Source organism: Pseudomonas sp. BJa3, from assembly GCF_026343815.1.
Classification (GTDB): Bacteria; Pseudomonadota; Gammaproteobacteria; order Pseudomonadales; family Pseudomonadaceae; genus Aquipseudomonas; species Aquipseudomonas soli.
In genome coordinates this window covers 1-21,316 of the sequence record NZ_JAOXMC010000026.1, presented here as the reverse complement: position 1 = coordinate 21,316, position 21,316 = coordinate 1, and the positions used below count along the sequence as shown (strand labels likewise).

Genomic DNA, 21,316 nt, shown 5'->3' with positions numbered 1-21,316 from the left:
GCGCGCGGAGTTTGTGGTGGTGCGCGAATCGAGCGCCGCCCGCGCCGCGCTCGGTCTCACTGGCGATGAAAATCTTGTGACGAGCCCCTCGCGTTACTTGAACCGCCGCTCCACCCCTTTCTCCACCAGAATCTTCGCCGAAATCTCTTCCACCGAAAAATGCGTGGAGTTGATGTTGGGAATGTTTTCCCGACGGAACAGGTTTTCCACTTCGCGCACTTCGAATTCGCACTGCGCGAAGCTCGAATAGCGGCTGTTGGGCTTGCGTTCGTGGCGGATCGCGGTCAGTCGGTCGGGGTCGATGGTCAGGCCGAACAGCTTGTTGTGGTGCTTCTTGAGCACTGGCGGCAGCTGCAGGCGTTCCATGTCGTCCTCGGTCAGCGGGTAGTTCGCGGCACGAATACCGAACTGCATGGCCATGTACAGGCAGGTTGGGGTCTTGCCGCAGCGTGATACGCCCACCAGGATCAGGTCGGCCTTGTCGTAGTAGTGGGTACGCGCGCCATCGTCGTTGTCCAGGGCGAAGTTGACCGCCTCGATCCGCTCCATATAGTTGGAATTGCCACCGATCGAGTGGGACTTGCCCACGGAATACGACGAATGGGCAGTCAATTCCTGCTCGAGCGGGGATAAAAACGTCGAGAAGATGTCGATCATGAAGCCATTGGACGTGGCCATGACCTCACGGATGTCCTGGTTGACGATGGTGTCGAATATGATCGGACGCACCCCGTCGCGCTCGGCCGCGGCGTTGATTTGCTGGACCATGGCCCGGGCCTTTTCCAGCGTGTCGATGTAGGGTCGCGTGAATTTATTGAACGGAATGCTCTCGAATTGTGCGAGCAGGCTCTGGCCCAGCGTTTCTGCAGTGATGCCGGTACCGTCGGAGATGAAGAACGCGGTTCGTTTCATTTGCACCTGGGGGCCTTAAGCTGCCGAAGATTTCTGGATATGATAGGTTCGGTTTGCCGAACGCGGTTGCACGGCATTCTCACTTATTTTCCAGGTCCAGGCCACAAGCGTCCGGCCCAGTCAGTCAGGCAGGCGGGCGCCCTTGAGCTTTTCCAATACAGTTAGTGGAGAGATCACCTTGGTAGAGTACGTAGTTTCCCTCGATAAGCTCGGCGTCCATGATGTGGAGCATGTGGGGGGCAAGAACGCATCCCTGGGCGAGATGATCAGTAACCTCGCAGGTGCTGGTGTCTCGGTGCCGGGCGGCTTTGCCACTACGGCTCAGGCGTACCGCGATTTTCTCGAGCAAAGTGGCCTGAACGACCGCATTCATGCGGCGCTCGACGCGCTGGATGTCGACGATGTCAACGCCTTGGCCAAGACCGGTGCGCAAATTCGCCAGTGGGTGATGGAAGCCGATTTCCCGGCCCGCCTTGATTCGGAAATCCGAACCGCTTTCGCCGAAATGTCCCAGGGCAACGACAACATGGCGGTGGCCGTGCGTTCCTCGGCCACGGCCGAAGACCTGCCAGACGCCTCCTTCGCTGGCCAGCAGGAGACTTTCCTCAACATCCGTGGCGTCGACAACGTGATCCGCGCGGCCAAGGAAGTGTTCGCCTCGCTGTTCAACGATCGGGCCATTTCCTACCGTGTACACCAGGGCTTCGACCACAAGCTGGTCGCCCTGTCCGCCGGCGTGCAGCGCATGGTGCGTTCCGAAACCGGCACCGCGGGTGTGATGTTCACCCTGGACACCGAGTCGGGCTTCCGCGACGTGGTATTCATCACCGGTGCCTATGGCCTGGGTGAAACCGTGGTGCAGGGGGCGGTCAACCCGGACGAATTCTACGTTCACAAGAACACCTTGCAGGCCGGTCGCCCGGCGATCCTGCGCCGCAACCTGGGCAGCAAGGCGATCAAGATGGTCTATGGCGACGAAGCCAAGGCCGGTCGTTCGGTCAAGACCGTCGAGGTCGACCGCGCCGAGCGTGCGCGCTTCTGCCTGAGCGACGACGAAGTCAATGAACTGGCCAAGCAGGCCATGATCATCGAACAGCACTACCAGCGCCCGATGGACATCGAGTGGGCCAAGGACGGTGACGACGGCAAGCTGTACATCGTCCAGGCCCGTCCCGAGACCGTGAAGAGCCGCGCCAGCGCCAATGTCATGGAACGCTACCTGCTGAAAGAGAAGGGCACCGTACTGGTCGAAGGCCGTGCCATCGGCCAGCGCATCGGCGCCGGCAAGGTCCGCGTGATCAACGACGTGTCCGAGATGGACAAGGTCCAGCCAGGCGATGTACTGGTCTCGGACATGACCGACCCGGACTGGGAGCCGGTGATGAAGCGCGCCAGCGCCATCGTCACCAACCGTGGCGGGCGTACCTGCCACGCGGCGATCATCGCCCGTGAGCTGGGCATCCCGGCCGTCGTCGGCTGCGGCAACGCCACCCAGGTTCTGAAGGATGGCCAAGGCGTGACCGTCTCCTGCGCCGAAGGCGACACCGGATTCATCTTCGAAGGTGAGCTGGGCTTCGACGTCAAGCAGAACTCTGTCGATGCCATGCCGGAGCTGCCGTTCAAGATCATGATGAACGTGGGCAACCCGGATCGCGCCTTCGACTTCGCCCAGTTGCCCAATGCCGGTGTCGGCCTGGCGCGCCTGGAGTTCATCATCAACCGCATGATCGGCGTACACCCCAAGGCGCTGCTGAATTACGCCGGCCTGCCGCCGGAACTGAAAGAGAGCGTCGACAAGCGCATTGCCGGCTATAACGACCCGGTCGGCTTCTATGTCGAGAAGCTGGTCGAGGGCATCAGCACCCTGGCCGCAGCCTTCTACCCGAAAAAGGTCATCGTGCGCCTATCGGACTTCAAGTCTAACGAGTACGCCAACCTGATCGGCGGCAAGCTGTATGAGCCGGAAGAGGAAAACCCGATGCTGGGCTTCCGCGGCGCTTCGCGTTACATCAGCGAGTCGTTCCGTGACTGCTTCGAGCTTGAATGCCGCGCCCTCAAACGCGTGCGTAACGAGATGGGCCTGACCAACGTCGAGATCATGGTGCCGTTCGTGCGTACCCTGGGCGAGGCCAGCCAGGTTGTCGACCTGCTCGCCGAAAACGGCCTGGCCCGCGGTGACAACGGCCTTCGCGTGATCATGATGTGCGAGTTGCCGTCCAACGCCATCCTGGCCGAAGAGTTCCTCGAGTACTTCGATGGCTTCTCCATCGGTTCCAACGACCTGACCCAGCTCACGCTGGGCCTGGACCGAGACTCGGGGATCATCGCTCACCTGTTCGATGAGCGAAATCCGGCCGTGAAGAAACTGCTGGCCAACGCCATCGCCGCGTGTAACAAGGCCGGCAAGTACATCGGCATTTGTGGCCAGGGCCCGTCGGACCACCCGGACCTGGCCAAGTGGCTGATGGAACAGGGCATTGAAAGCGTGTCGCTGAACCCGGACTCGGTGCTCGAGACCTGGTTCTTCCTGGCCGAGGGCCAGGGCGCGGCCTGATGCTGTGAGCAGGGTGCTTGCGCCCTGATGTTAATGCGTGGGAGCGGGCTTGCCCCGCGATAGCGTCAGCGAAGACACATCTGTAGTCTGCTCTGACGCTCTCGCGGGGCAAGCCCGCTCCCACGTTTCATGTCCACTGAATCTGTGAACCCATGCAAAGCAGCTCCACCCAATTTCCCGTCGCGTTGCTCAGTGCCGAGCGCCGCGGCGACCTTAGTGAAGACGTCTACCGGATCAAGGCTGGCAACAGTCCCGACCATAGCGTCGAGCTGGCCGTCACCCGTCTGGGCCTGGCTGATCAGCACGGTGTCCAAGGTGTGCCGGTCATTCTCCTGCACGGCAGCTTCTCCAACCGGCGTTTCTGGTATTCGCCCAAGGGCATAGGCCTGGGCGCTTATCTGGCGCGTGCTGGCTTCGATGTGTGGATCCCGGAGATGCGCGGCCACGGCTTGTCGCCGCGCAACCGCGATTGGCGGCAGAATCGGGTGGCCGATTATGCGCGCTACGACCTTCCGGTGATCGGCGCCTTCGTTCATGAAAAGGCTGGGCAGGCCCCACGCTGGATTGGCCACTCGTTGGGTGGTACGACGTTGGCGGCGGCGCTGGGCAGCGGTTACCTGGCCCCGGGCCTTGTCGCCAGCGTGGCGTTGTTCGGGACCCAGGTCAGCCGGGTTTACTGGCCACTGAAAGTGCCACCCGTCGAGTGGGGCGCGCGGATGCTGCTCAAGCGGTTCGCGCAGATTTCCGGTTCGCGCCTCAAGCGTGGCCCGGAAGACGAACCCATAGGCCTGGCTTTGGAGAGCCTGCGCTGGAATGGTCTGTTCGGGCGCTTTGGCGACAAGGACCGCGACTGGTGGGCGGGCCTGGCCGAGGTCGAGGTGCCACTGCTGGCGGTGGCCGGTGCAGGGGATTTCCAGGATCCGGTCTGGGCTTGCCGCAAGCTTTTCGGCCAGTGGGGTGGTGACAGCAAGCAGTTCCTGCGCCTGGGGCGTGAGGAGGGCTTCGAGGCCTTCGGGCATGTCGACATGCTGGTCAGTAAGCCGGCGCAGGCGCAGGTATGGCCGTTGGTGGAGAGCTGGTTGCGCGATCCCCTGGTGCCGGTGCACGCCTCGACGGTGGTGATGGAGGAGGCTGTGGCTGCCAGTTGAAAACGTAGTTGCTGTATCTGGCTCCATCGCCGGCTTGCCGACGATGAAGCCGGTGCGGTGACGTTCAACTGACTGCTCGGTCCCGGATGACTGCCAGCCCTCCTAAGGTGTAGCCTTGCTCGACATCCGCTTCGTTGTGACTGACAGGAGTTTCCCATGCAGCATTACGTAACGCCCGACCTGTGCGACGCCTACCCGGACCTGGTCCAGGTGCTCGAACCCATGTTCAGCAACTTTGGCGGCCACGACTCGTTCGGCGGCCAGATCGTCACCATCAAGTGCTTCGAAGACAACTCCCTGGTCAAGGAGCAGGTCGAGCTTGATGGCAAGGGCAAGGTGCTTGTGGTTGATGGCGGCGGCTCGCTGCGCCGGGCGCTGCTGGGCGACATGCTTGCCGAGAAGGCCGCGAAGAATGGCTGGGAAGGCCTGCTTATCTATGGCTGCGTGCGTGACGTGGACGTGCTGGCGCAGACCGATGTCGGTATCCAGGCCCTGGCCAGCCACCCAATGAAAACCGACAAACGCGGCATTGGCGACCTCAACGTCGCGGTGACCTTTGCCGGCGTGACCTTCCGCCCGGGCGAATACGTGTACGCCGACAACAACGGCGTGCTGGTCTCGCCAAGCCCGCTGAAGATGCCCGAGTGATCCGCCGCACACCCATGGAGCTTTGATGTTCGAGGAAGACAACGCGCAATGGGGCCTGGTGCATGCCCTGGTGCTCGATGGCAAGGGTGGCGCGCGTTCGATCGCCCGCACCGAGCTGGACGACCTGCAGTTGCAGTCGCAGGAGAGCCTGTGGCTGCATTGGGATCGCAGCCATCCGCAGACCCGCACCTGGCTGCTGCACGACAGCGGTCTGAGCGAGTTCGCCTGCGACCTGCTGCTTGAAGAAAATACCCGCCCGCGCTTGTTGCAGATGGCCGGCGAGCAGATGCTGCTGTTCTTGCGCGGTGTCAACCTCAACCCGGGTGCCGAACCCGAGGACATGGTGTCGGTGCGTATCTTCGCCGAAGGGCGGCGGGTCATCTCGCTGCGTTTGCGACCGCTGCGCGCCAGCGACGAGGTGCTTCAGCAACTGGACGAGGGCAGGGGGCCGAAAACGGCCTCCGAACTGTTGTTGCTGATGGGCGAACTGCTGACCGAAAAGGTCCAGGCACTGGTCAGCGACCTGTCCGAAGCGGTCGATCTGGAAGAGGAAAAGGCAGAATCCGACGAACGGTATTCCCCGGCCCAGGGCAGCCTGCAGCAGATCCGCCGTCGTGCCGCCGGCCTGCGCCGTTTCCTCGCTCCCCAGCGCGATATCTATGCCCAGCTTTCGCGCAATAAATGCAGCTGGTTCGCCGATGCCGACGGGGACTACTGGAACGAGCTGAACAACAGCCTGATCCGCTACCTCGAAGAGTTGGAGCTGGCCCGCGAGAGAGCCGCCCTGGTGCTGGAAAGCGAGGATCGGCGCCGCAGCGAACGGATGAACCGGACTATGTACCGGTTTGGCATCATCACCTGCATCTTCTTGCCCATGAGCTTTATCACCGGATTGCTCGGGATCAATGTTGGCGGAATTCCGGGCTCCGACAGCCCCTATGGATTCCTGTTCGCCAGCTTGATCGTGCTGGGGCTGGCGGCAGGGCAATGGCTGCTGTTCCGGCGTTTGCGGTGGGTGTGATGTGTCCTGTCGCGGGGCAAGCCCGCTCCCACGGTCTCAGCGTGGTTTCGTGGGAGCGGGCTTGCCCCGCGATGGGCTCGGGCACTCATTTTGAAACATTCGTGCCACATCGCTGTGTGACCCACCGCCCGGCACCCACGTCTTTGACTGACATTGCGCGAGGTGCCCATGCACGATCCGTTTGAAGAATCCCTGCGCGACCTGCTCAAGGCGTCGCCGTCCGGCCAGGACCGTGACGACGCCGCGTGCCTGGGGCGCGTGCTCAAGACCGCCAACCGCCAGGTTGGCGCGGGCGATCTGTTCAGCCTGCTTGGCCGTTGGAGCCAGGCGCTGCTGATCGCCGTGAACAATGGCTCGGCGCATGTCGCGCCGGTGCGCCGCAACTCTACCCGCAACCCTGCCGCAGGCAGCCCTGCAGATAAGGCCGATTGAATATGGAACTCGATCTCTGGACCCAGAGCCTGGTCACCGCCATGACTGCCCTTTGGACCAAGGTGGCGAACTTCATCCCCAACCTGTTCGGCGCGCTGGTCGTGGTGCTGCTTGGTTTCGTCGTGGCCAAGCTGCTTGACACCTTGCTGTCGAAGGTGCTGGCCAAGTTCGGCCTGGACCGCCTGATGAGCGGTACCGGCCTGACCAAGATGCTCGCCCGGATTGGTATCCAGGTACCGATTTCGACGCTGATCGGCAAGATCGTCTATTGGTTCGTGCTGCTGATATTCCTGGTTTCGGCGGCTGAATCGCTGGGCCTGGAGCGGGTCTCTGCGACTCTGGATATGCTGGCGCTGTACCTGCCCAAGGTATTCGGAGCGGCGCTGGTGATGCTGGCCGGCGTGCTATTGGCGCAACTGGCCAACGGCCTTGTGCGCGGCGCCGCCGAGGGCATCGGCCTGGAATACGCCGCTGGCGTCGGGCGTATCGTCCAGGGCCTGGTGATCATCATCAGTATTTCGGTGGCCATCAGCCAGCTGGAGGTCAAGACCGACCTGCTCAACCACGTGATCGTCATCGGGCTGATTACCGTTGGTCTGGCAATTGCCCTGGCGATGGGCCTGGGCAGCCGTGAAATTGCCGGGCAGATCCTGGCCGGCATCTATGTGCGTGAGCTCTATCAGGTCGGCCAGCACGTGCGCATTGGCGAGGTCGAAGGGCACATCGAGGAGATCGGCACGGTCAAGACGACCCTGCTGACCGATGATGGCGAACTGGTGTCGTTGTCTAATCGCGAGCTGCTCGAGCAGCGCGTGAATAGCCGCTAACCGAACAAAAGCTGTTAATGTATGCCGCCGCAAAAATCGGCCCACGGGGCCGAGCGGCGACATTGACCTGACTGTCGGCCAGATCCGTTTTGAATAAAGTTCATTCGCCGCCCATGCGCTATGACCCCCGCGAGCTCACCGACGAGGAGTTGGTGGCGCGTTCGCATGAGGAGCTGTTTCACGTCACCCGCGCCTATGAGGAGCTCATGCGGCGCTACCAGCGCACGCTGTTCAACGTTTGTGCGCGTTACCTGGGGAACGATCGGGATGCCGACGATGTCTGTCAGGAGGTGATGCTCAAGGTGCTGTACGGGTTGAAGAATTTCGAGGGCAAGTCCAAGTTCAAGACCTGGCTATACAGCATCACGTACAACGAATGTATCACCCAGTACCGCAAGGAGCGTCGCAAGCGTCGGCTGATGGATGCGTTGAGCCTGGACCCTGTGGAAGAGGCGTCCGAGGACAAGGCACCAAAGCCGGAAGAAAAAGGCGGGCTGGATAAATGGCTGGTGCATGTGAACCCGATCGATCGGGAAATCCTGGTGCTGCGTTTTGTCGCGGAACTGGAGTTCCAGGAGATCGCTGACATCATGCACATGGGCCTGAGCGCCACGAAAATGCGTTACAAGCGTGCGCTCGACAAGCTTAGAGAGAAATTTGCAGGCGTGGCTGAAACTTAGTGGTCTGCAAATACCTCTAACCAACCGGCAAGTTCTGCTAGACTTGCCGTCGAGTTGTCCCCCGGATGTTGGTGGGACTGCTTAACTATCACCAGATGGGGATTTAACGGATGAAATTGAAAAACACCTTGGGCTTGGCCATTGGCTCTCTCGTAGCCGTGACTTCGCTCGGCGCTCTGGCTCAAGGCCAAGGCGCGGTCGAAATCGAAGGTAACGTTACCAAGCAGTTCTACGACAGCGAGCGTAACTTCAAGAACGACGGCACCAACCCTGGCGTTCGTCTCGGCTACTTCCTGACCGACGACGTCTCCCTGGACCTGGGCTACAACGAGACTCACAACGCTCGTGGTGAAGTCTTCAACAAAGACATCAAAGGCTCCAAGACCAAGCTCGACGCTACCTACCACTTCGGTACCGTAGGCGACGCGCTGCGTCCGTACGTTTCCGCCGGTTTCGCTCACGAGAGCCTGGGCCAGGCTACCCGTAGCGGCCGTGACCACTCCACCTTCGCCAACGTTGGCGCTGGCGCCAAGTGGTACATCACCGACATGTTCTTCGCCCGTGCCGGCGTCGAAGCCATGTACAACATCGATAACGGCAACACCGAGTGGGGTCCGACCGTTGGTCTGGGTCTGAACTTCGGTGGCAGCGGTGGCCAGAAAGCCGCTCCTGCGCCGGCTCCAGTTGCCGAAGTCTGCTCCGACAGCGACAACGACGGCGTCTGCGACAACGTCGACAAGTGCCCTGACACCCCAGCCAACGTTACCGTTGACGCTGATGGCTGCCCGGCTGTTGCCGAAGTCGTTCGCGTTGAGCTGGACGTCAAGTTCGACTTCGACAAGTCGGTCGTCAAGCCAAACAGCTACGGCGACATCAAGAACCTGGCTGACTTCATGAAGCAGTACCCACAGACCACCACCACCGTGGAAGGTCACACTGACTCCGTCGGCCCAGACGCTTACAACCAGAAGCTGTCCGAGCGTCGTGCCAATGCTGTCAAGCAGGTCCTGACCCAGCAGTACGGTGTTGAATCGAGCCGTGTTGATTCGGTTGGCTACGGTGAGACCCGTCCGGTCGCCGACAACGCCACCGAAGCTGGCCGCGCCGTGAACCGTCGCGTAGAAGCTCAGGTAGAAGCCCAGGCCAAGTAATTGGTTTGATGCTTCACGGAAAACCCGGCCTTGGCCGGGTTTTTCTTTGTCCGCGATTTCTAGGTCGTGTTCAGCGTTTGAGCAGCACCAGCAGTAACAGCATGTTCAGCAACATCGACAGCAGCCCTAGCGCTCGCCATACCTTCAACGGCTCACGCTCCAGCAGCGGCCGTGGCCGCTCGTCCAGCTCCTGACGATCTCCTCGCTCCAGCAGCAGCAACCATTGTTCAGCGGTCTCGAACCGCTGCGCCGGGTCTGGCGCCACCGCCTGCAACAGGTTGCGCTGCAACCATTCCGGTATATCTGGGCGGTAGCGCGCGGGGTTCACGGGTGCCCCGAAGCGTGGCCGTTGGAACGCCTCGACCTCGCCGTAGGGGTAGTGGCCGGTAAGCAGGTGGTAAAGTGTCACGCCCACCGCATAGAGGTCCTGGCGCGGCCGGGGGGGCAGGCCGTCGAAGGCTTCCGGGGCAAGGAACGTGGGGGTGCCCGGCAAGGTATGGGGCGGGTCCTCGGAAAGCCCTGGGCAGTACGCCAGCCCGAAGTCCAGCAGGCGCAGTTGGCCATCGCTGCCGTAATGCAGGTTTTCCGGTTTGATGTCGCGGTGCAGCAGGTTACGTCGATGCAGCGCGCCGACGGCCTGCAGCAATTGGCGGGCTATCTCCAGCCATTGCGCCAGCGGTAGGGGACCGCCCGCCTTGAACAGGTCGGCAAGGGTCGTGCCTGGGTATTCGCGCATCAGGTAATACAGGTGCTGTCGATGGCGGGCCGGGTGTACTTCGGGGAAGTGCCGGCCGGCGACCCGGCGCAGGAACCACTCTTCCAATAGCAGGGCTTGGGCCGCCCCTGGGTCCTGACGGGTCTGCGGCAAGGTCTTGAGCAACCAAGCCTGACCTTGTGGATCACAAACGCGATAGAGCAGCGACTGCCGGCTCTGGGCGAGCAAACTGTCGACTTGCCAACCGTCGATCAATTGGTCGTCACGCAGCGCGCCGGGCAGGGGCCACTGCTGGAGCTGCGCCAGGGTGTCGCCGAGGTTGGTCGCGCCCAGCCGGTCGACCCGCACCAGCAGGGCACTGGCGTTGTCCTGGCTGCCACGATGATGCGCGCTGGCCACGAGGGTGTCGGCGGCTTGCTGCAGGTCAGGTTGTTCGCGCAGGATCGACTGGATGTGCGCGTCGCCCAGGCAGGCCCACACGCCATCGCTGAGTAGCACGAAGCACTCGCCTTCAAGAAGGTCGCCTTCCAGGTAGTCCACCAGCAACTGCTGGTCCAGGCCCAGGGCCCGCTTGAGCACATGTTGCATGCCGGGCTGTTCCCACACATGGTCTTCGCTCATGCATTGCAATTGCCCGTTTTGCCAGCGATATACCCGGCAGTCACCGATATGCGCGAGGGTGAAGCGTCGCCCACGCAGTACCAAGGCGCTGAGGGTGGTGAGCAGCGGCTGGCCATTGCCCTGGGCGCGCAACCAGCGGTTTTGCGCCACCAGCAGGCGGTCGATGGCCTGCGCCACGCTCCAGGTGGCGGGCGTGGCGTAGTAGTCCAGGGCCAGGGCCTGCAGGCTGGCGCGCGCTGCCAGGCCGCCGTCGGCGCACTGGCTGACGCCATCGGCCAGCGCGCACAGGTAGCCTTTGCTGGCCGCGAGTTCCGGCACCGGGGTGACCAGGCGCAGGGCGTCCTGGTTATCCGGGCGTGGCCCGGTGGCACTGGCATGAGCGAAGCTCAATTGCAGGCTCATCGCGTGCCCTCAGACTCGGGCCGCGGTGACTGCGGCCGATCCCCAGGTTGTGCGCCAGCGCTGCTTGACGCCATGCAGGCCGAACCAGGCCAGCAGGCCGAGGCTGGCGAACAGCCACAGGCCCAGTTGATAGTCGCCGGTATGTTGCTTGATGCTGCCCAGGCCTGCGGCGAGCAGGAAGCCACCGATACCGCCGGCCATGCCGATCAGCCCGGTCATCACGCCGATTTCCTGGCGGAAGCGCTGTGGCACCAACTGGAATACCGCGCCATTGCCAGCGCCCAGACCGAGCATCGCGCTGACGAACAGCGCCAGGGCCGCCGTCGCGCTGGGCAGGTTGAAGCCCACCGCCGCGATGCATACGGCGGCCACGCTGTACATTGCCAGCAAGGTGCGGATGCCACCGAAGCGGTCGGCCAGGGCGCCGCCGAGCGGGCGCATGAGGCTGCCGGCGAACACGCAGGCGGCGGTGTAGTAGCCGGCAGTCACCGGGCTCAGGCCATACTGGTCGCTGAAATAGCCAGGCAGGGCGCTGGCCAGGCCGATGAAGCCGCCGAAGGTGACACTGTAGAAGAACATGAACCACCAGCTGTCGCGGTCGCCGAGGGCCTTGAGGTAGTCGGCGGTGGCCTTGGGCTTGGGCCGTTGCGGGGCATTGCGGGCCAGCCAGGCGAACAGCACCAGGGTCAGCAGCAGCGGCAGCAGGGCAAAGCCGAACACATTGTTCCAGCCGAAGGCGGCGGCCAGCGCCGGCGCCAGCAACGCGGCGAACACCGTGCCGGAGTTGCCGGCACCGGCGATGCCCATGGCCTTGCCCTGGTGTTGCGGCGGGTACCACTGCGAGGCCAGCGGCAGGGATACGGCGAACGAGGCGCCGGCAAAGCCAAGGAACACACCCAGCAGCAAGGCTTGTTCGTAGCTGTGCACGCCCAGCTGCCAGGCACAGGCCAGGGCGACGATCACCGCCACCTGGCCGATCAGCCCGGCGGTCTTGGGCGACAGGCGATCGACCAGTACGCCCATGGCAAAGCGCAGCAGCGCACCGGCCAGGATCGGCGTGGCCACCATCAGGCCGCGTTGCTGTGCGGTCAGTTGCAGGTCGGCGGCAATCTGCACCGCCATCGGCCCGAGCAGGTACCAGACCATGAAGCTCAGGTCGAAATACAGGAAGGCGGCGAACAGGGTGGGCACATGCCCGGATTTCCAGAAGCTCGTATTCATCGGACACCTCGTGGGGCGCACAACACAGGGTGGAAACGAAAAGACGCCGCTGCCCGGTCCACGGATGAGTGGCGGGGAAGCGACGTCTTTGTCGGGGTCTGGGGGGCAACCGCCGTTGGCTACCCGGGGTTGCATGAGCAAGAGGCGGGCCAAGGTCTTGCCTACCCCAGCAGCTCCGACATGGCGATGATCTGTTCCGCTACCTGGATCAGCTTCTGCTGGCGGCTCATGGCCTGGCGGCGCATCAGGGTGTAGGCCGCTTCCTCGTTGCAGTCCTTCATTTTCATCAGCAGGCCCTTGGCTTGTTCGATGCGCTTGCGCTCGGCCAGTTGCTGGTCGCGGGCCAGCAATTGCGCCTTCAGCGCCTGGTCGCTTTCGAAGCGGGCCATGGCCACGTCGAGGATCGGCTGCAGGCGCGTGGCCTGGATCCCCTCGACGATGTAGGCGCTGACTCCAGCCTGGATCGCCTGGCGCATCACGTCGGGGTCGTGCTCGTCGGTGAACAGCACGATCGGGCGGGGGCGATCGCGGCTGACCAGCACTACCTGTTCCATCACATCGCGGCCAGGTGACTCGGTATCGATCAGCACCACGTCCGGGTGCACCGTTTCGACACAGGCGGGCAGGTCGATGCTCAGGTTGCCGGCCTCGATCACTTCGAAGCCGGCCTCGATCAGGGCCGCCTTGAGACGACCGACTTTCTTTTCGGTGTCGTCGATCAGCAGAATACGCAGCATGTTCGCCCCCCCTCAGTGACTGGCGCGGACATCAGGCGCCGCGTCCAGGGCGTGCAGGGGGAAGCTGCGCGCATAGCCATGGGGGTCGCTGCCGTCCCAGCGGCGGCCGTCGAGCAGCAGGCTGCTGCGCATGGGCAGGTCGGCGCAGGGCACGCCCAGTGCCGAGGCGGCCTCGCGGTAGAGGGCCAGCTGTTGCACCTGGCGGGCGACCCCGAGGTAGTCCGGGTCGTCACGCAGCAGGCCCCAGCGGCGGAACTGGGTCATGAACCACATGCCGTCGGACAGGTAGGGCAGGTTGGCCCGGCCCTGGTCGAACAGGCGCAGGCCATGGGGGTCGTGCCAGCGATGGCCGAGGCCATCCTGGTAGTCGCCGAGCAGGCGCGGCTCGATGCTGTCGACGGGGGTGTCAAGGTAGGCGCTGCCGCTGAGCAGTTGCGCGGTACTGCGGCGGTTTTCCTGGCTCTGCTCGATGAAACGCGCGGCGGCGAGTACCGACTGGATAAGCGCGCGGGCGCTGTTGGGGTACTGCTCGACGAAACCGCGCGCGCAGGCCAGGACCTTTTCGGGGTGATCGGGCCAGATCGACTGGCTGGTGGCCAGGGTGAAGCCCTGGCCCTTGGCGAGCGCTTCCGCCGACCAGGGTTCGCCGACGCAGAAGCCGTCGATACGCCCGGCCTGCAGGTGGGCGGCCATCTGTGCCGGGGGCACCACGACGCTGCTGACGTCACGCAATGGGTGGATACCCTGGCTGGCCAGCCAGTAGTACAGCCACAGGGCATGGGTGCCGGTGGGAAAGGTCTGGGCGAAGGTCAGCCGTGCGCCTTGCTGGTGCACCAGCCGCGCCAGTGCCTCGGGGTTGGTCACGCCCTTGCGCTGCAGTGCGGGAGAGAGGTTGATGGCCTGGGCGTTCTGGTTCAGGCCCATAAGCACGGCCAGGGGGCTGGCGGGCACGCCGCCGATACCGAGGTACACCGCGTACACCAGGCCATAGAGGCAGTGGGCGGCGTCGAGCTCGCCGCTGACCAGCTTGTCGCGCAGTCCGGCCCAGGAGGCCTGGCGGCGCAGGTTGAGAGTCAGGCCAAATGGCTGGGCGAAACCCTGGGTGGCGGCGACCACTACCGAGGCGGAGTCGGTGAGGGCCATGAAACCGATGTCCAGGCTGGGTTTTTCCGGCGCGTCGCTGCCGTTGACCCAGGCCAGGGGCGTTGTCGGGAGGGCTGTGTTCACGGAGTTCCTCGAGCGTTCGCAATGGGCTGCCTGCAACTGACATAGCAACCCATGTGCCATGGGCCTGTCGCCCTGGCGGCGCGCTGGCTATAATCGCCCCCTCACACACCGCGAGTCCGCCCGCCCATGTATACCCTGGCCCGCCAGCTGCTGTTCAAGCTCTCCCCGGAAACCTCCCACGACCTCTCGCTGGACCTGATCGGCGCCGGTGGCCGCCTCGGGCTCAACGGTCTGCTGTGCAAGCAGCCGGCGGCGTTGCCGGTGACGGTGATGGGCTTGAACTTCGCCAACCCGGTCGGCCTGGCCGCAGGCCTGGACAAGAACGGCGCAGCCATCGACGGTTTCGCCCAGCTGGGTTTCGGTTTCGTCGAGATCGGCACCGTGACGCCGCGCCCGCAGCCGGGCAACCCCAAGCCACGGCTGTTCCGCCTGCCTGAAGCCACGGCCATCATCAACCGCATGGGCTTCAACAACCTGGGTGTGGACCACTTGCTGGCACGTGTGCGCGCCTCGAAATACACCGGGGTACTGGGCATCAACATCGGCAAGAACTTCGACACTCCGGTCGAGCGGGCCCAGGACGACTACCTGATCTGCCTGGAAAAGGTCTACAACGACGCCAGCTACATCACCGTCAACGTCAGCTCGCCGAATACCCCGGGCCTGCGTTCGCTGCAGTTCGGCGACTCGCTCAAGCAACTGCTCGATGCCCTGGCCGAACGACGTGAACAGCTGGCCACGGCCAACGGCAAGCGCGTGCCGGTGGCGATCAAGATCGCACCGGACATGAGCGACGAAGAGACCGCGCTGGTTGCCGCGGCGCTGCGCGAGTCGGGCATGGATGCGGTGATCGCCACCAACACCACCCTGGGCCGCGAAGGTGTCGAAGGGCTGCCGTTCGGGGGCGAGGCGGGCGGCCTGTCGGGCGCCCCGGTGCTGCAAAAGAGCACGCACACGGTGAAGGTGCTGGCGGGCGAGCTGGGCGGCAAGCTGCCGATCATCGCCGCTGGCGGCATTACCGAGGGGCGTCACGCGGCTGAGAAGATCGCCGCTGGGGCTAGCCTGGTGCAAATCTATTCGGGCTTCATCTACAAAGGCCCGGCGTTGATTCGTGAAGCGGTGGATGCGATTGCGGCGATGCCGCGCCAATGACTGAGTAAAAGCCCGCGCCAGCAGCGATGGTTGAAAGATTCGAAGCATAAAAAAGGGGTCCCTCAAGGGACCCCCTGGGCCGCAGCCCGCCGCCCGGATAGGGCGCGCATGGTGACTCGAATTCAGTGTCCTCGTTCAGCCAACGGCGTGATTTTCGTTGAGTCTATGAATGCCAGCGGTGCCGGTCATGCCATCCCAGTTATCGCCGCGACCTTCGCGCCAGCCGTTGATCCAGGCTTGGCGTACAGAGGGTAGATTGAAGGGGCAAAGTTCGCGGGATTTGCCGGTGACTCCATACTGGTAGCCACGTGAATATGCTCTTTCCAACGGATCACGCTTAAGTCTTCTCATAGGGTGTTGCCCTCACTTGTTGACTGTAATGTCCCGTCGGCCTCTCCGAGGCCGGGCAGAATCGTTCTGCCGGTTTGCGCCCGCTGCCGGCGTCGCGGGCTGAAAGTGCCGCCCCGTTGCGGTGCGGCCTGAGATCAGTTCTAACGAATGCGAGTCACAGTGTGAATGATCGATTTGTCATAAGGACGTAACCTTTCCGAGGGTGAGGGGATAAGTAAATAAATGCGACTCAACCTTGTTTGCCGTTGAGCCCGCTATGATCAGGGTTTAGTCAGCGTTGACGTCAAATGGCCAGCGTTGCTCGCTGATGACAGTAATAATTGGTAATGCGACGAAGGGTCACATCTGAATCCTGGGTCCACGAAATTTTCACACTGCCCGACGATCAAAGCCTCTTTCGCTTCTGCGCGAGGCGTTGGTCTGCCGGGCGGCCAGGTCTTGCGAGCGCTTCGCAAGGCCACCCGGGCGCCTGCTGGAAAGGTGCCCGGGCAAACAGCGGCAGCCGATGCGTCGGTTTGCCATCTACCTAGCCAAAGGCTCTGGATTGCACATGTCGGACCGTTTCGAACTTTATCTCACCTGCCCCAAGGGTCTTGAAGGCCTGCTCGCCGAGGAGGCCCGCCAATTGGGCCTGAGCGAGGTGCGTGAACACACCTCGGCCATTCGCGGCGACGCCGATATGGAAACCGCCTATCGCCTGTGCCTGTGGTCGCGCCTGGCCAACCGGGTGCTGCTGGTGCTCAAGCGTTTTTCCATGAAGAACGCCGATGACCTCTATGACGGTGTGCATGCCCTCGATTGGGCTGATCACCTGGCGGCCGACGGTACGCTGGCGGTGGAGTTCAGCGGCCATGGTTCGGGTATCGACAACACCCACTTCGGCGCCCTGAAAGTGAAGGACGCCATCGTCGACAAGCTGCGCAACCGCGAAGGCCTGCGCCCGTCGGTGGAGAAGGTCGACCCGGATGTGCGCGTACACCTGCGCCTGGATCGTGGCGAGGCCATCCTGTCCCTCGACCTGTCCGGCCACAGCCTGCACCAGCGCGGTTATCGCCTGCAGCAGGGCGCGGCGCCATTGAAGGAAAACCTGGCAGCGGCGGTGCTGATCCGTTCGGGCTGGCCACGTATTGCAGCCGAGGGCGGCGCCCTGGCTGACCCGATGTGCGGTGTGGGCACCTTCCTGGTCGAGGCGGCGATGATCGCCGCCGACATCGCCCCCAACCTCAAGCGCGAGCGCTGGGGCTTCACGGCCTGGCTCGGGCATGTGCCGGCGCTGTGGCGCAAGCTGCACGACGAGGCCCAGGCCCGTGCCCAGGTGGGCCTGGCCAAGCCACCGCTGTGGATTCGTGGCTACGAGGCCGACCCGCGGCTGATCCAGCCGGGGCGCAACAACGTCGAGCGCGCAGGCCTGGGCGACTGGGTGAAGATCTACCAGGGCGAGGTAGCGAGCTTCGAACCGCGCCCGGACCAGAACCAGAAGGGCTTGGTGATCAGCAACCCGCCCTATGGCGAGCGCCTGGGTGATGAAGCCAGCCTGCTGTACCTCTACCAGAACCTCGGCGAGCGCCTGCGCCAGGCGTGTATGGGCTGGGACGCGGCGGTGTTCACCGGTGCGCCGGAGCTGGGCAAGCGCATGGGCATCCGCAGCCACAAGCAATACGCTTTCTGGAACGGCGCATTGCCGTGCAAGTTGCTGCTGTTCAAGGTCCAGCCGGACCAGTTCGTCACCGGCGATCGTCGCCAGGCCCAGCCCGAGGCGGGCGAGGACGAGCCGCGCCGCCAGGCAGCGGTGGCCAGCGAGCCGGCGCGCCTGTCGGAAGGCGCGCAGATGTTCGCCAATCGCCTGCAGAAGAACTTCAAGCAGCTGGGCAAGTGGGCCCGTCGCGAGAAAGTCGATTGCTACCGCGTGTACGATGCCGACATGCCCGAGTACGCGCTGGCAGTCGACCTGTATCACGACTGGGTACACGTGCAGGAATACGCCGCGCCCCGCTCGATCGATCCGGACAAGGCCCAGGCGCGCCTGCTCGACGCGCTCAGCGCGATTCCCCAAGCCCTGGGCGTCGATCCGCAGCGCGTGGTGCTCAAGCGCCGGGAACGCCAGACCGGCACTCGCCAGTACGAACGCCAGGCCACCGAAGGACGCTTCCAGGAAGTCAGCGAAGGCGGCGTCAAGCTGCTGGTCAACCTCACCGACTACCTGGACACCGGCCTGTTCCTCGACCATCGCCCGATGCGCCTGCGTATCCAGCGCGAGGCGGCGGGCAAGCGCTTCCTCAACCTGTTCTGCTACACCGCCACGGCCAGCGTGCACGCAGCCAAGGGTGGCGCGCGCAGCACCACCAGCGTCGACCTGTCGAAGACTTACCTGGACTGGGCACGGCGCAACCTGTCGCTCAACGGTTTCTCCGAGCGCAACCGCCTGGAGCAGGGCGACGTCATGGCCTGGTTGGAGAACGCCCAGGACAGCTACGACCTGATCTTCATCGACCCGCCGACCTTCTCCAACTCCAAGCGCATGGAAGGGGTGTTCGACGTGCAGCGCGACCATGTGCAGCTGCTCGACCTGGCCATGGCGCGCCTGGCGCCGGGTGGTGTGCTGTACTTCTCCAACAACTTCCGCAAGTTCCAGCTCGACGAGCACCTGGCGACGCGGTATGCGGTGGAGGAAATCAGCGCCCAGACCCTGGATCCTGACTTCGCTCGCAACAACCGCATCCATCGCGCCTGGCAGCTGCGTTTGCGCTGAGCCGACGAGGTACATGGCGTGGCCACTGGCCAGCGGCTATAAAGCAGGACAGGGCGGGACAATACGCAGGACGCTGACGTTGCTGAGAGTCCTCTATGTCGAACCCAGGCGTACCTGCGAAGCCGCTTGGCCTGTTCGGTGACGAGCTGTCGGCCTGGGGCGTGGCCCTGGCGGCGCTGGTCGCCGGGGCGCTGCTCACGGCCGCGCTGGCCATTGCCACGCAGACCTTCTTCAAGCAGCAACTGCGCCAGCGTTTCGAGCTGTTGGCCAGTGAGCGCTACAGCCGTATCGTTGAACGATTCGAGGAGCAGGAGCTGCGCCTGGATGGCCTGCGCCGCTTTATCACATACTCCAGTGAAGTCACGCCCTACGCGTTCGATGGTTACGCACGCCCATTGCTGCATCGCACCCAGGCCTACTCCTGGGCACCGCGGGTAGCGTCGGGGCAGCGTACCGCGTTCGAGCAGCGCTCCAGCGCCTTGCTGGGTCAGCCTTACCAGATCCGTGACCTGGACGCCCAGGGCCGATTACAGCCGGCTGCGATGCGCGATCACTATTACCCGATCCTGTATACCCAGGCGGCAAGCCATGAGGCCCAGCCCTATGGTTTCGACCTGGGCGGGCAGGCGCCGCGCGCCGCGCCACTTGCCCGGGCCCAGGCACGCGGCAGCATGGCGGTGTCCGCGCCGCTGGACATGATCAATGTCCAGCCGACCTACACCCGTGGCCTGCTGATGGTCGCTCCCGTCTTTGGCGATGAGGCGTCTGCGAATGGGTTGCCCCGAGGTTATGTGATGGCCTTGCTGAGCCTGCACCAGTTGATTGCCGAGAGCCTGCCCACCGTAGCCGACGACAACCTGGTGGTGCGCATTCTCGACCTGTCCAACGAGGGTGGTCACGAGGTGCTGTTCGATTCTGGCGGGCCGCCTGCGCGCATGGGCCTTGCCAGCAGTCACCTGCTGCACCTGGCTGACCATCACTACCAGCTCGACATTCGCCCAAGCCAGGACTTTCTATTGGCCAACCAGTCGTCGGCGGTACCGGTGGTGGCATTGCTCGGCGGCCTGTTGAGCGTATTGCTGGCGCTGTTGCTCTACAGCCTGTTCAGCCAGCGCCAACGTGCCCTGGGCCTGGTCGCACGGCGTACTGCCGAGCTACGTGTCAGCGAGCAGTCGTTGCGCGAGACTCACAATCAGTTGCGCAGCGTGCTTGATGCTGCGACTCAGGTTGCGATTATCGCCACCAGCTTGCGCGGGGTGATCGGCACTTTCAATGCGGGTGCCGAACGCATGCTGGGCTATTCGGCCAGTGAAGCCCTGGGCCAGCTGCGTCTGGAGGACCTGGTACTGGCTGATGAGCTGCACCAGCGCGCCCATGCCCTGAGTCAGCGTTTTGGTCGCGAGGTCGGCGCCGGCCAGGCGATGTTTGCCGAGACTGCGCAGGAAGGTGGTGCACAGCCAGCGGACTGGACACTGGTGCGCAAGGACGGCAGCCATCTGCTGGCCAACATGCTGGTGACGGCGGTGCTGGATGAGCAGGGGTTGTGGGTGGGTTACCTGGCAATCTGCATCGATGTCACCGAGCGGCGTCGGGTACACGAGGCCCTGGCGGCCCGCGACCGCTTGCTGGAGAAACTCAGTGCCGAGGTACCTGGCGGAATCTACCAGTATCGCCTGGATGCTGATGGACATTCCTGTTTCCCCTACGCCAGCCAGGGGCTGCACGAGATCTATGAAGTGGACCTGGCGGTGTTGCGCGAGGATGCCACGGCGGTGTTCGAGCGAATTCACCCGGACGACCTGGAGCGGGTACGGCGTTCGGTGCGCTATTCCGCCGAGCACCTGACGCCATGGCGGGAGGAATACCGGGTGTGCCTGCCGCAAGCGGGGCTGCGCTGGGTGCGCGGGGAGGCGACGCCGGAGATCGGCGAGCACGGCAGCACGCTTTGGCATGGCTACCTGACGGATATCTCGGATCTCAAGCGGGTCGAGGAAGAGTTGCGCGCATTGTCGGTGACCGACGCCCTGACCGGCATTTACAACCGGCGCTATTTCCAGGAGCGGTTGCGCAACGAGCTGGATCGGGCGCAGCGCGAAGGTCTGGACCTGGCGGTGATCATGCTGGACATCGACCATTTCAAGCGTATCAACGATCAGTTCGGGCACGCGGTCGGGGATCATGTGCTGCGCAGCTTGTGCCAGCGGATCGCGCATCGGCTGCGGCGGACCGATGTGTTCTGCCGATTGGGTGGGGAGGAGTTCATGGTGTTGTGTCCCGGGAGCAGTGCCGAGCAGGCGCGGGTGCTGGCACAGGAGTTGTGGCGGGGGGTGCGCAGTGTGCCGGTGGAAGGCGTCGGGCGGGTCACCGCGAGTTTCGGGGTAGCGGGGTGGCGCGCTGGGGAGGGGGCGGATGCATTGTTGTTGCGGGCGGATGCTGGTGTATATGCGGCCAAGCAGGGGGGGAGGGATCGGGTTGAGGGGGAGTTGTTGTCTTGACTTAAGTTTGATGTTCTTGTTGATTCGCGAGTGGTAGTTAGTGTCGGTTTGAAGTTGCATGCGAATTCAGGTTGTATTTCGGTGCGTCGGTGTATTGTCTTATTTTCAATCGATAATTCTCCAAGTTTTGCTCTTGCTCTTGCTCTTGCTCTTGCTCTTGCTCTTGCTCTTGCTCTTGCTCTGCTCTGCTTTTGCTTCTAAGTGCGCGATAGTTCAGGCGACACAAATTGCGACTTCAGGAGGCCGAACGCAGGTCTTGCGGAGGGAGGTGAC

At 63.5% G+C, this 21,316-nt stretch carries 17 protein-coding genes; 11 read left to right on the top strand and 6 right to left on the bottom strand.

Annotation, left to right across the window (positions count from 1 at the left end; all coding sequences use genetic code 11):
* Nucleotides 1-93: 93 nt before the first annotated feature.
* Nucleotides 94-912 (bottom strand): pyruvate, water dikinase regulatory protein, encoded by an 819-nt coding sequence (locus OH705_RS24500; protein WP_023630327.1) that lies wholly within the window; start codon nt 910-912, stop codon nt 94-96.
* 178 nt (nt 913-1,090) lie between these two features.
* Here OH705_RS24500 and ppsA point away from each other — a divergent pair, with 178 nt between their 5' ends.
* The 8 genes from ppsA to OH705_RS24460 all read left to right on the top strand — a co-directional run bounded on the left by ppsA (nt 1,091) and on the right by OH705_RS24460 (nt 9,373).
* Nucleotides 1,091-3,466, top strand: coding sequence for a phosphoenolpyruvate synthase (ppsA, locus tag OH705_RS24495; protein ID WP_023630328.1), 2,376 nt, complete (start codon nt 1,091-1,093; stop codon nt 3,464-3,466).
* A 152-nt stretch (nt 3,467-3,618) separates the two neighbouring features.
* Nucleotides 3,619-4,614, top strand: a complete 996-nt coding sequence (locus tag OH705_RS24490; RefSeq protein ID WP_023630329.1) for an alpha/beta fold hydrolase — start codon at nt 3,619-3,621, stop codon at nt 4,612-4,614.
* Nucleotides 4,615-4,770: 156 nt separating this feature from the next.
* Nucleotides 4,771-5,262 (top strand): ribonuclease E activity regulator RraA, encoded by a 492-nt coding sequence (gene rraA, locus OH705_RS24485; RefSeq protein WP_023630330.1) that lies wholly within the window; start codon nt 4,771-4,773, stop codon nt 5,260-5,262.
* Between the two features lie 25 nt (nt 5,263-5,287).
* A complete protein-coding gene (locus OH705_RS24480; protein WP_267303157.1) occupies nt 5,288-6,283 on the top strand; it encodes a zinc transporter ZntB in 996 nt (331 codons plus the stop codon).
* Between the two features lie 168 nt (nt 6,284-6,451).
* On the top strand, nt 6,452-6,715 hold the full coding sequence (locus OH705_RS24475) for a hypothetical protein (protein WP_038706516.1): 264 nt from the start codon (nt 6,452-6,454) through the stop codon (nt 6,713-6,715).
* Nucleotides 6,716-6,717: 2 nt separating this feature from the next.
* Entirely contained in the window at nt 6,718-7,542 is an 825-nt protein-coding gene (locus OH705_RS24470) for a mechanosensitive ion channel family protein (RefSeq protein WP_023632140.1), read from the top strand.
* A gap of 113 nt (nt 7,543-7,655) precedes the next feature.
* Nucleotides 7,656-8,222 carry an RNA polymerase sigma factor SigX gene (sigX, locus tag OH705_RS24465; protein ID WP_046854750.1) on the top strand — a complete coding sequence of 189 codons (567 nt, stop codon included), beginning with the start codon at nt 7,656-7,658 and terminating at the stop codon, nt 8,220-8,222.
* 110 nt (nt 8,223-8,332) lie between these two features.
* Nucleotides 8,333-9,373, top strand: a complete 1,041-nt coding sequence (locus OH705_RS24460; RefSeq protein WP_023632142.1) for an OmpA family protein — start codon at nt 8,333-8,335, stop codon at nt 9,371-9,373.
* 70 nt (nt 9,374-9,443) lie between these two features.
* Here OH705_RS24460 and OH705_RS24455 read toward each other — a convergent pair whose 3' ends face one another.
* The 4 genes from OH705_RS24455 to OH705_RS24440 form a co-directional block, all read right to left on the bottom strand.
* Nucleotides 9,444-11,111 (bottom strand): protein kinase domain-containing protein, encoded by a 1,668-nt coding sequence (locus OH705_RS24455; protein WP_267303156.1) that lies wholly within the window; start codon nt 11,109-11,111, stop codon nt 9,444-9,446.
* A gap of 9 nt (nt 11,112-11,120) precedes the next feature.
* Nucleotides 11,121-12,332: a nitrate/nitrite transporter gene (locus tag OH705_RS24450; protein WP_267303155.1), complete on the bottom strand. Its 1,212-nt coding sequence runs from the start codon at nt 12,330-12,332 to the stop codon at nt 11,121-11,123.
* Between the two features lie 161 nt (nt 12,333-12,493).
* Entirely contained in the window at nt 12,494-13,069 is a 576-nt protein-coding gene (locus OH705_RS24445) for an ANTAR domain-containing response regulator (protein ID WP_023631803.1), read from the bottom strand.
* 12 nt (nt 13,070-13,081) lie between these two features.
* A complete protein-coding gene (locus OH705_RS24440; protein ID WP_267303154.1) occupies nt 13,082-14,296 on the bottom strand; it encodes a CmpA/NrtA family ABC transporter substrate-binding protein in 1,215 nt (404 codons plus the stop codon).
* 126 nt (nt 14,297-14,422) lie between these two features.
* Here OH705_RS24440 and OH705_RS24435 point away from each other — a divergent pair, with 126 nt between their 5' ends.
* Entirely contained in the window at nt 14,423-15,448 is a 1,026-nt protein-coding gene (locus tag OH705_RS24435; RefSeq protein ID WP_110605772.1) for a quinone-dependent dihydroorotate dehydrogenase, read from the top strand.
* Between the two features lie 135 nt (nt 15,449-15,583).
* Here OH705_RS24435 and rmf read toward each other — a convergent pair whose 3' ends face one another.
* The gene (rmf, locus tag OH705_RS24430; protein WP_003248687.1) at nt 15,584-15,799 is read right to left on the bottom strand and encodes a ribosome modulation factor; all 216 of its coding nucleotides are present in this window, start codon (nt 15,797-15,799) and stop codon (nt 15,584-15,586) included.
* A gap of 550 nt (nt 15,800-16,349) precedes the next feature.
* Here rmf and rlmKL point away from each other — a divergent pair.
* Entirely contained in the window at nt 16,350-18,548 is a 2,199-nt protein-coding gene (gene rlmKL, locus OH705_RS24425) for a bifunctional 23S rRNA (guanine(2069)-N(7))-methyltransferase RlmK/23S rRNA (guanine(2445)-N(2))-methyltransferase RlmL (RefSeq protein WP_094012044.1), read from the top strand.
* 95 nt (nt 18,549-18,643) lie between these two features.
* Nucleotides 18,644-21,043, top strand: coding sequence for a diguanylate cyclase (locus OH705_RS24420; protein ID WP_267303153.1), 2,400 nt, complete (start codon nt 18,644-18,646; stop codon nt 21,041-21,043).
* The last annotated feature ends 273 nt before the right edge of the window (nt 21,044-21,316 follow it).

Coding starts and splice junctions, on each gene's coding strand:
- OH705_RS24500 (WP_023630327.1), bottom strand. CDS start 912: ATGAAACGAACCGCGTTCTTCATCTCCGACGGTACCGGCATCACTGCA.
- OH705_RS24490 (WP_023630329.1), top strand. CDS start 3,619: ATGCAAAGCAGCTCCACCCAATTTCCCGTCGCGTTGCTCAGTGCCGAG.
- rraA (WP_023630330.1), top strand. CDS start 4,771: ATGCAGCATTACGTAACGCCCGACCTGTGCGACGCCTACCCGGACCTG.
- OH705_RS24480 (WP_267303157.1), top strand. CDS start 5,288: ATGTTCGAGGAAGACAACGCGCAATGGGGCCTGGTGCATGCCCTGGTG.
- OH705_RS24475 (WP_038706516.1), top strand. CDS start 6,452: ATGCACGATCCGTTTGAAGAATCCCTGCGCGACCTGCTCAAGGCGTCG.
- OH705_RS24470 (WP_023632140.1), top strand. CDS start 6,718: ATGGAACTCGATCTCTGGACCCAGAGCCTGGTCACCGCCATGACTGCC.
- sigX (WP_046854750.1), top strand. CDS start 7,656: ATGCGCTATGACCCCCGCGAGCTCACCGACGAGGAGTTGGTGGCGCGT.
- OH705_RS24460 (WP_023632142.1), top strand. CDS start 8,333: ATGAAATTGAAAAACACCTTGGGCTTGGCCATTGGCTCTCTCGTAGCC.
- OH705_RS24455 (WP_267303156.1), bottom strand. CDS start 11,111: ATGAGCCTGCAATTGAGCTTCGCTCATGCCAGTGCCACCGGGCCACGC.
- OH705_RS24450 (WP_267303155.1), bottom strand. CDS start 12,332: ATGAATACGAGCTTCTGGAAATCCGGGCATGTGCCCACCCTGTTCGCC.
- OH705_RS24445 (WP_023631803.1), bottom strand. CDS start 13,069: ATGCTGCGTATTCTGCTGATCGACGACACCGAAAAGAAAGTCGGTCGT.
- OH705_RS24435 (WP_110605772.1), top strand. CDS start 14,423: ATGTATACCCTGGCCCGCCAGCTGCTGTTCAAGCTCTCCCCGGAAACC.
- rmf (WP_003248687.1), bottom strand. CDS start 15,799: ATGAGAAGACTTAAGCGTGATCCGTTGGAAAGAGCATATTCACGTGGC.
- rlmKL (WP_094012044.1), top strand. CDS start 16,350: ATGTCGGACCGTTTCGAACTTTATCTCACCTGCCCCAAGGGTCTTGAA.
- OH705_RS24420 (WP_267303153.1), top strand. CDS start 18,644: ATGTCGAACCCAGGCGTACCTGCGAAGCCGCTTGGCCTGTTCGGTGAC.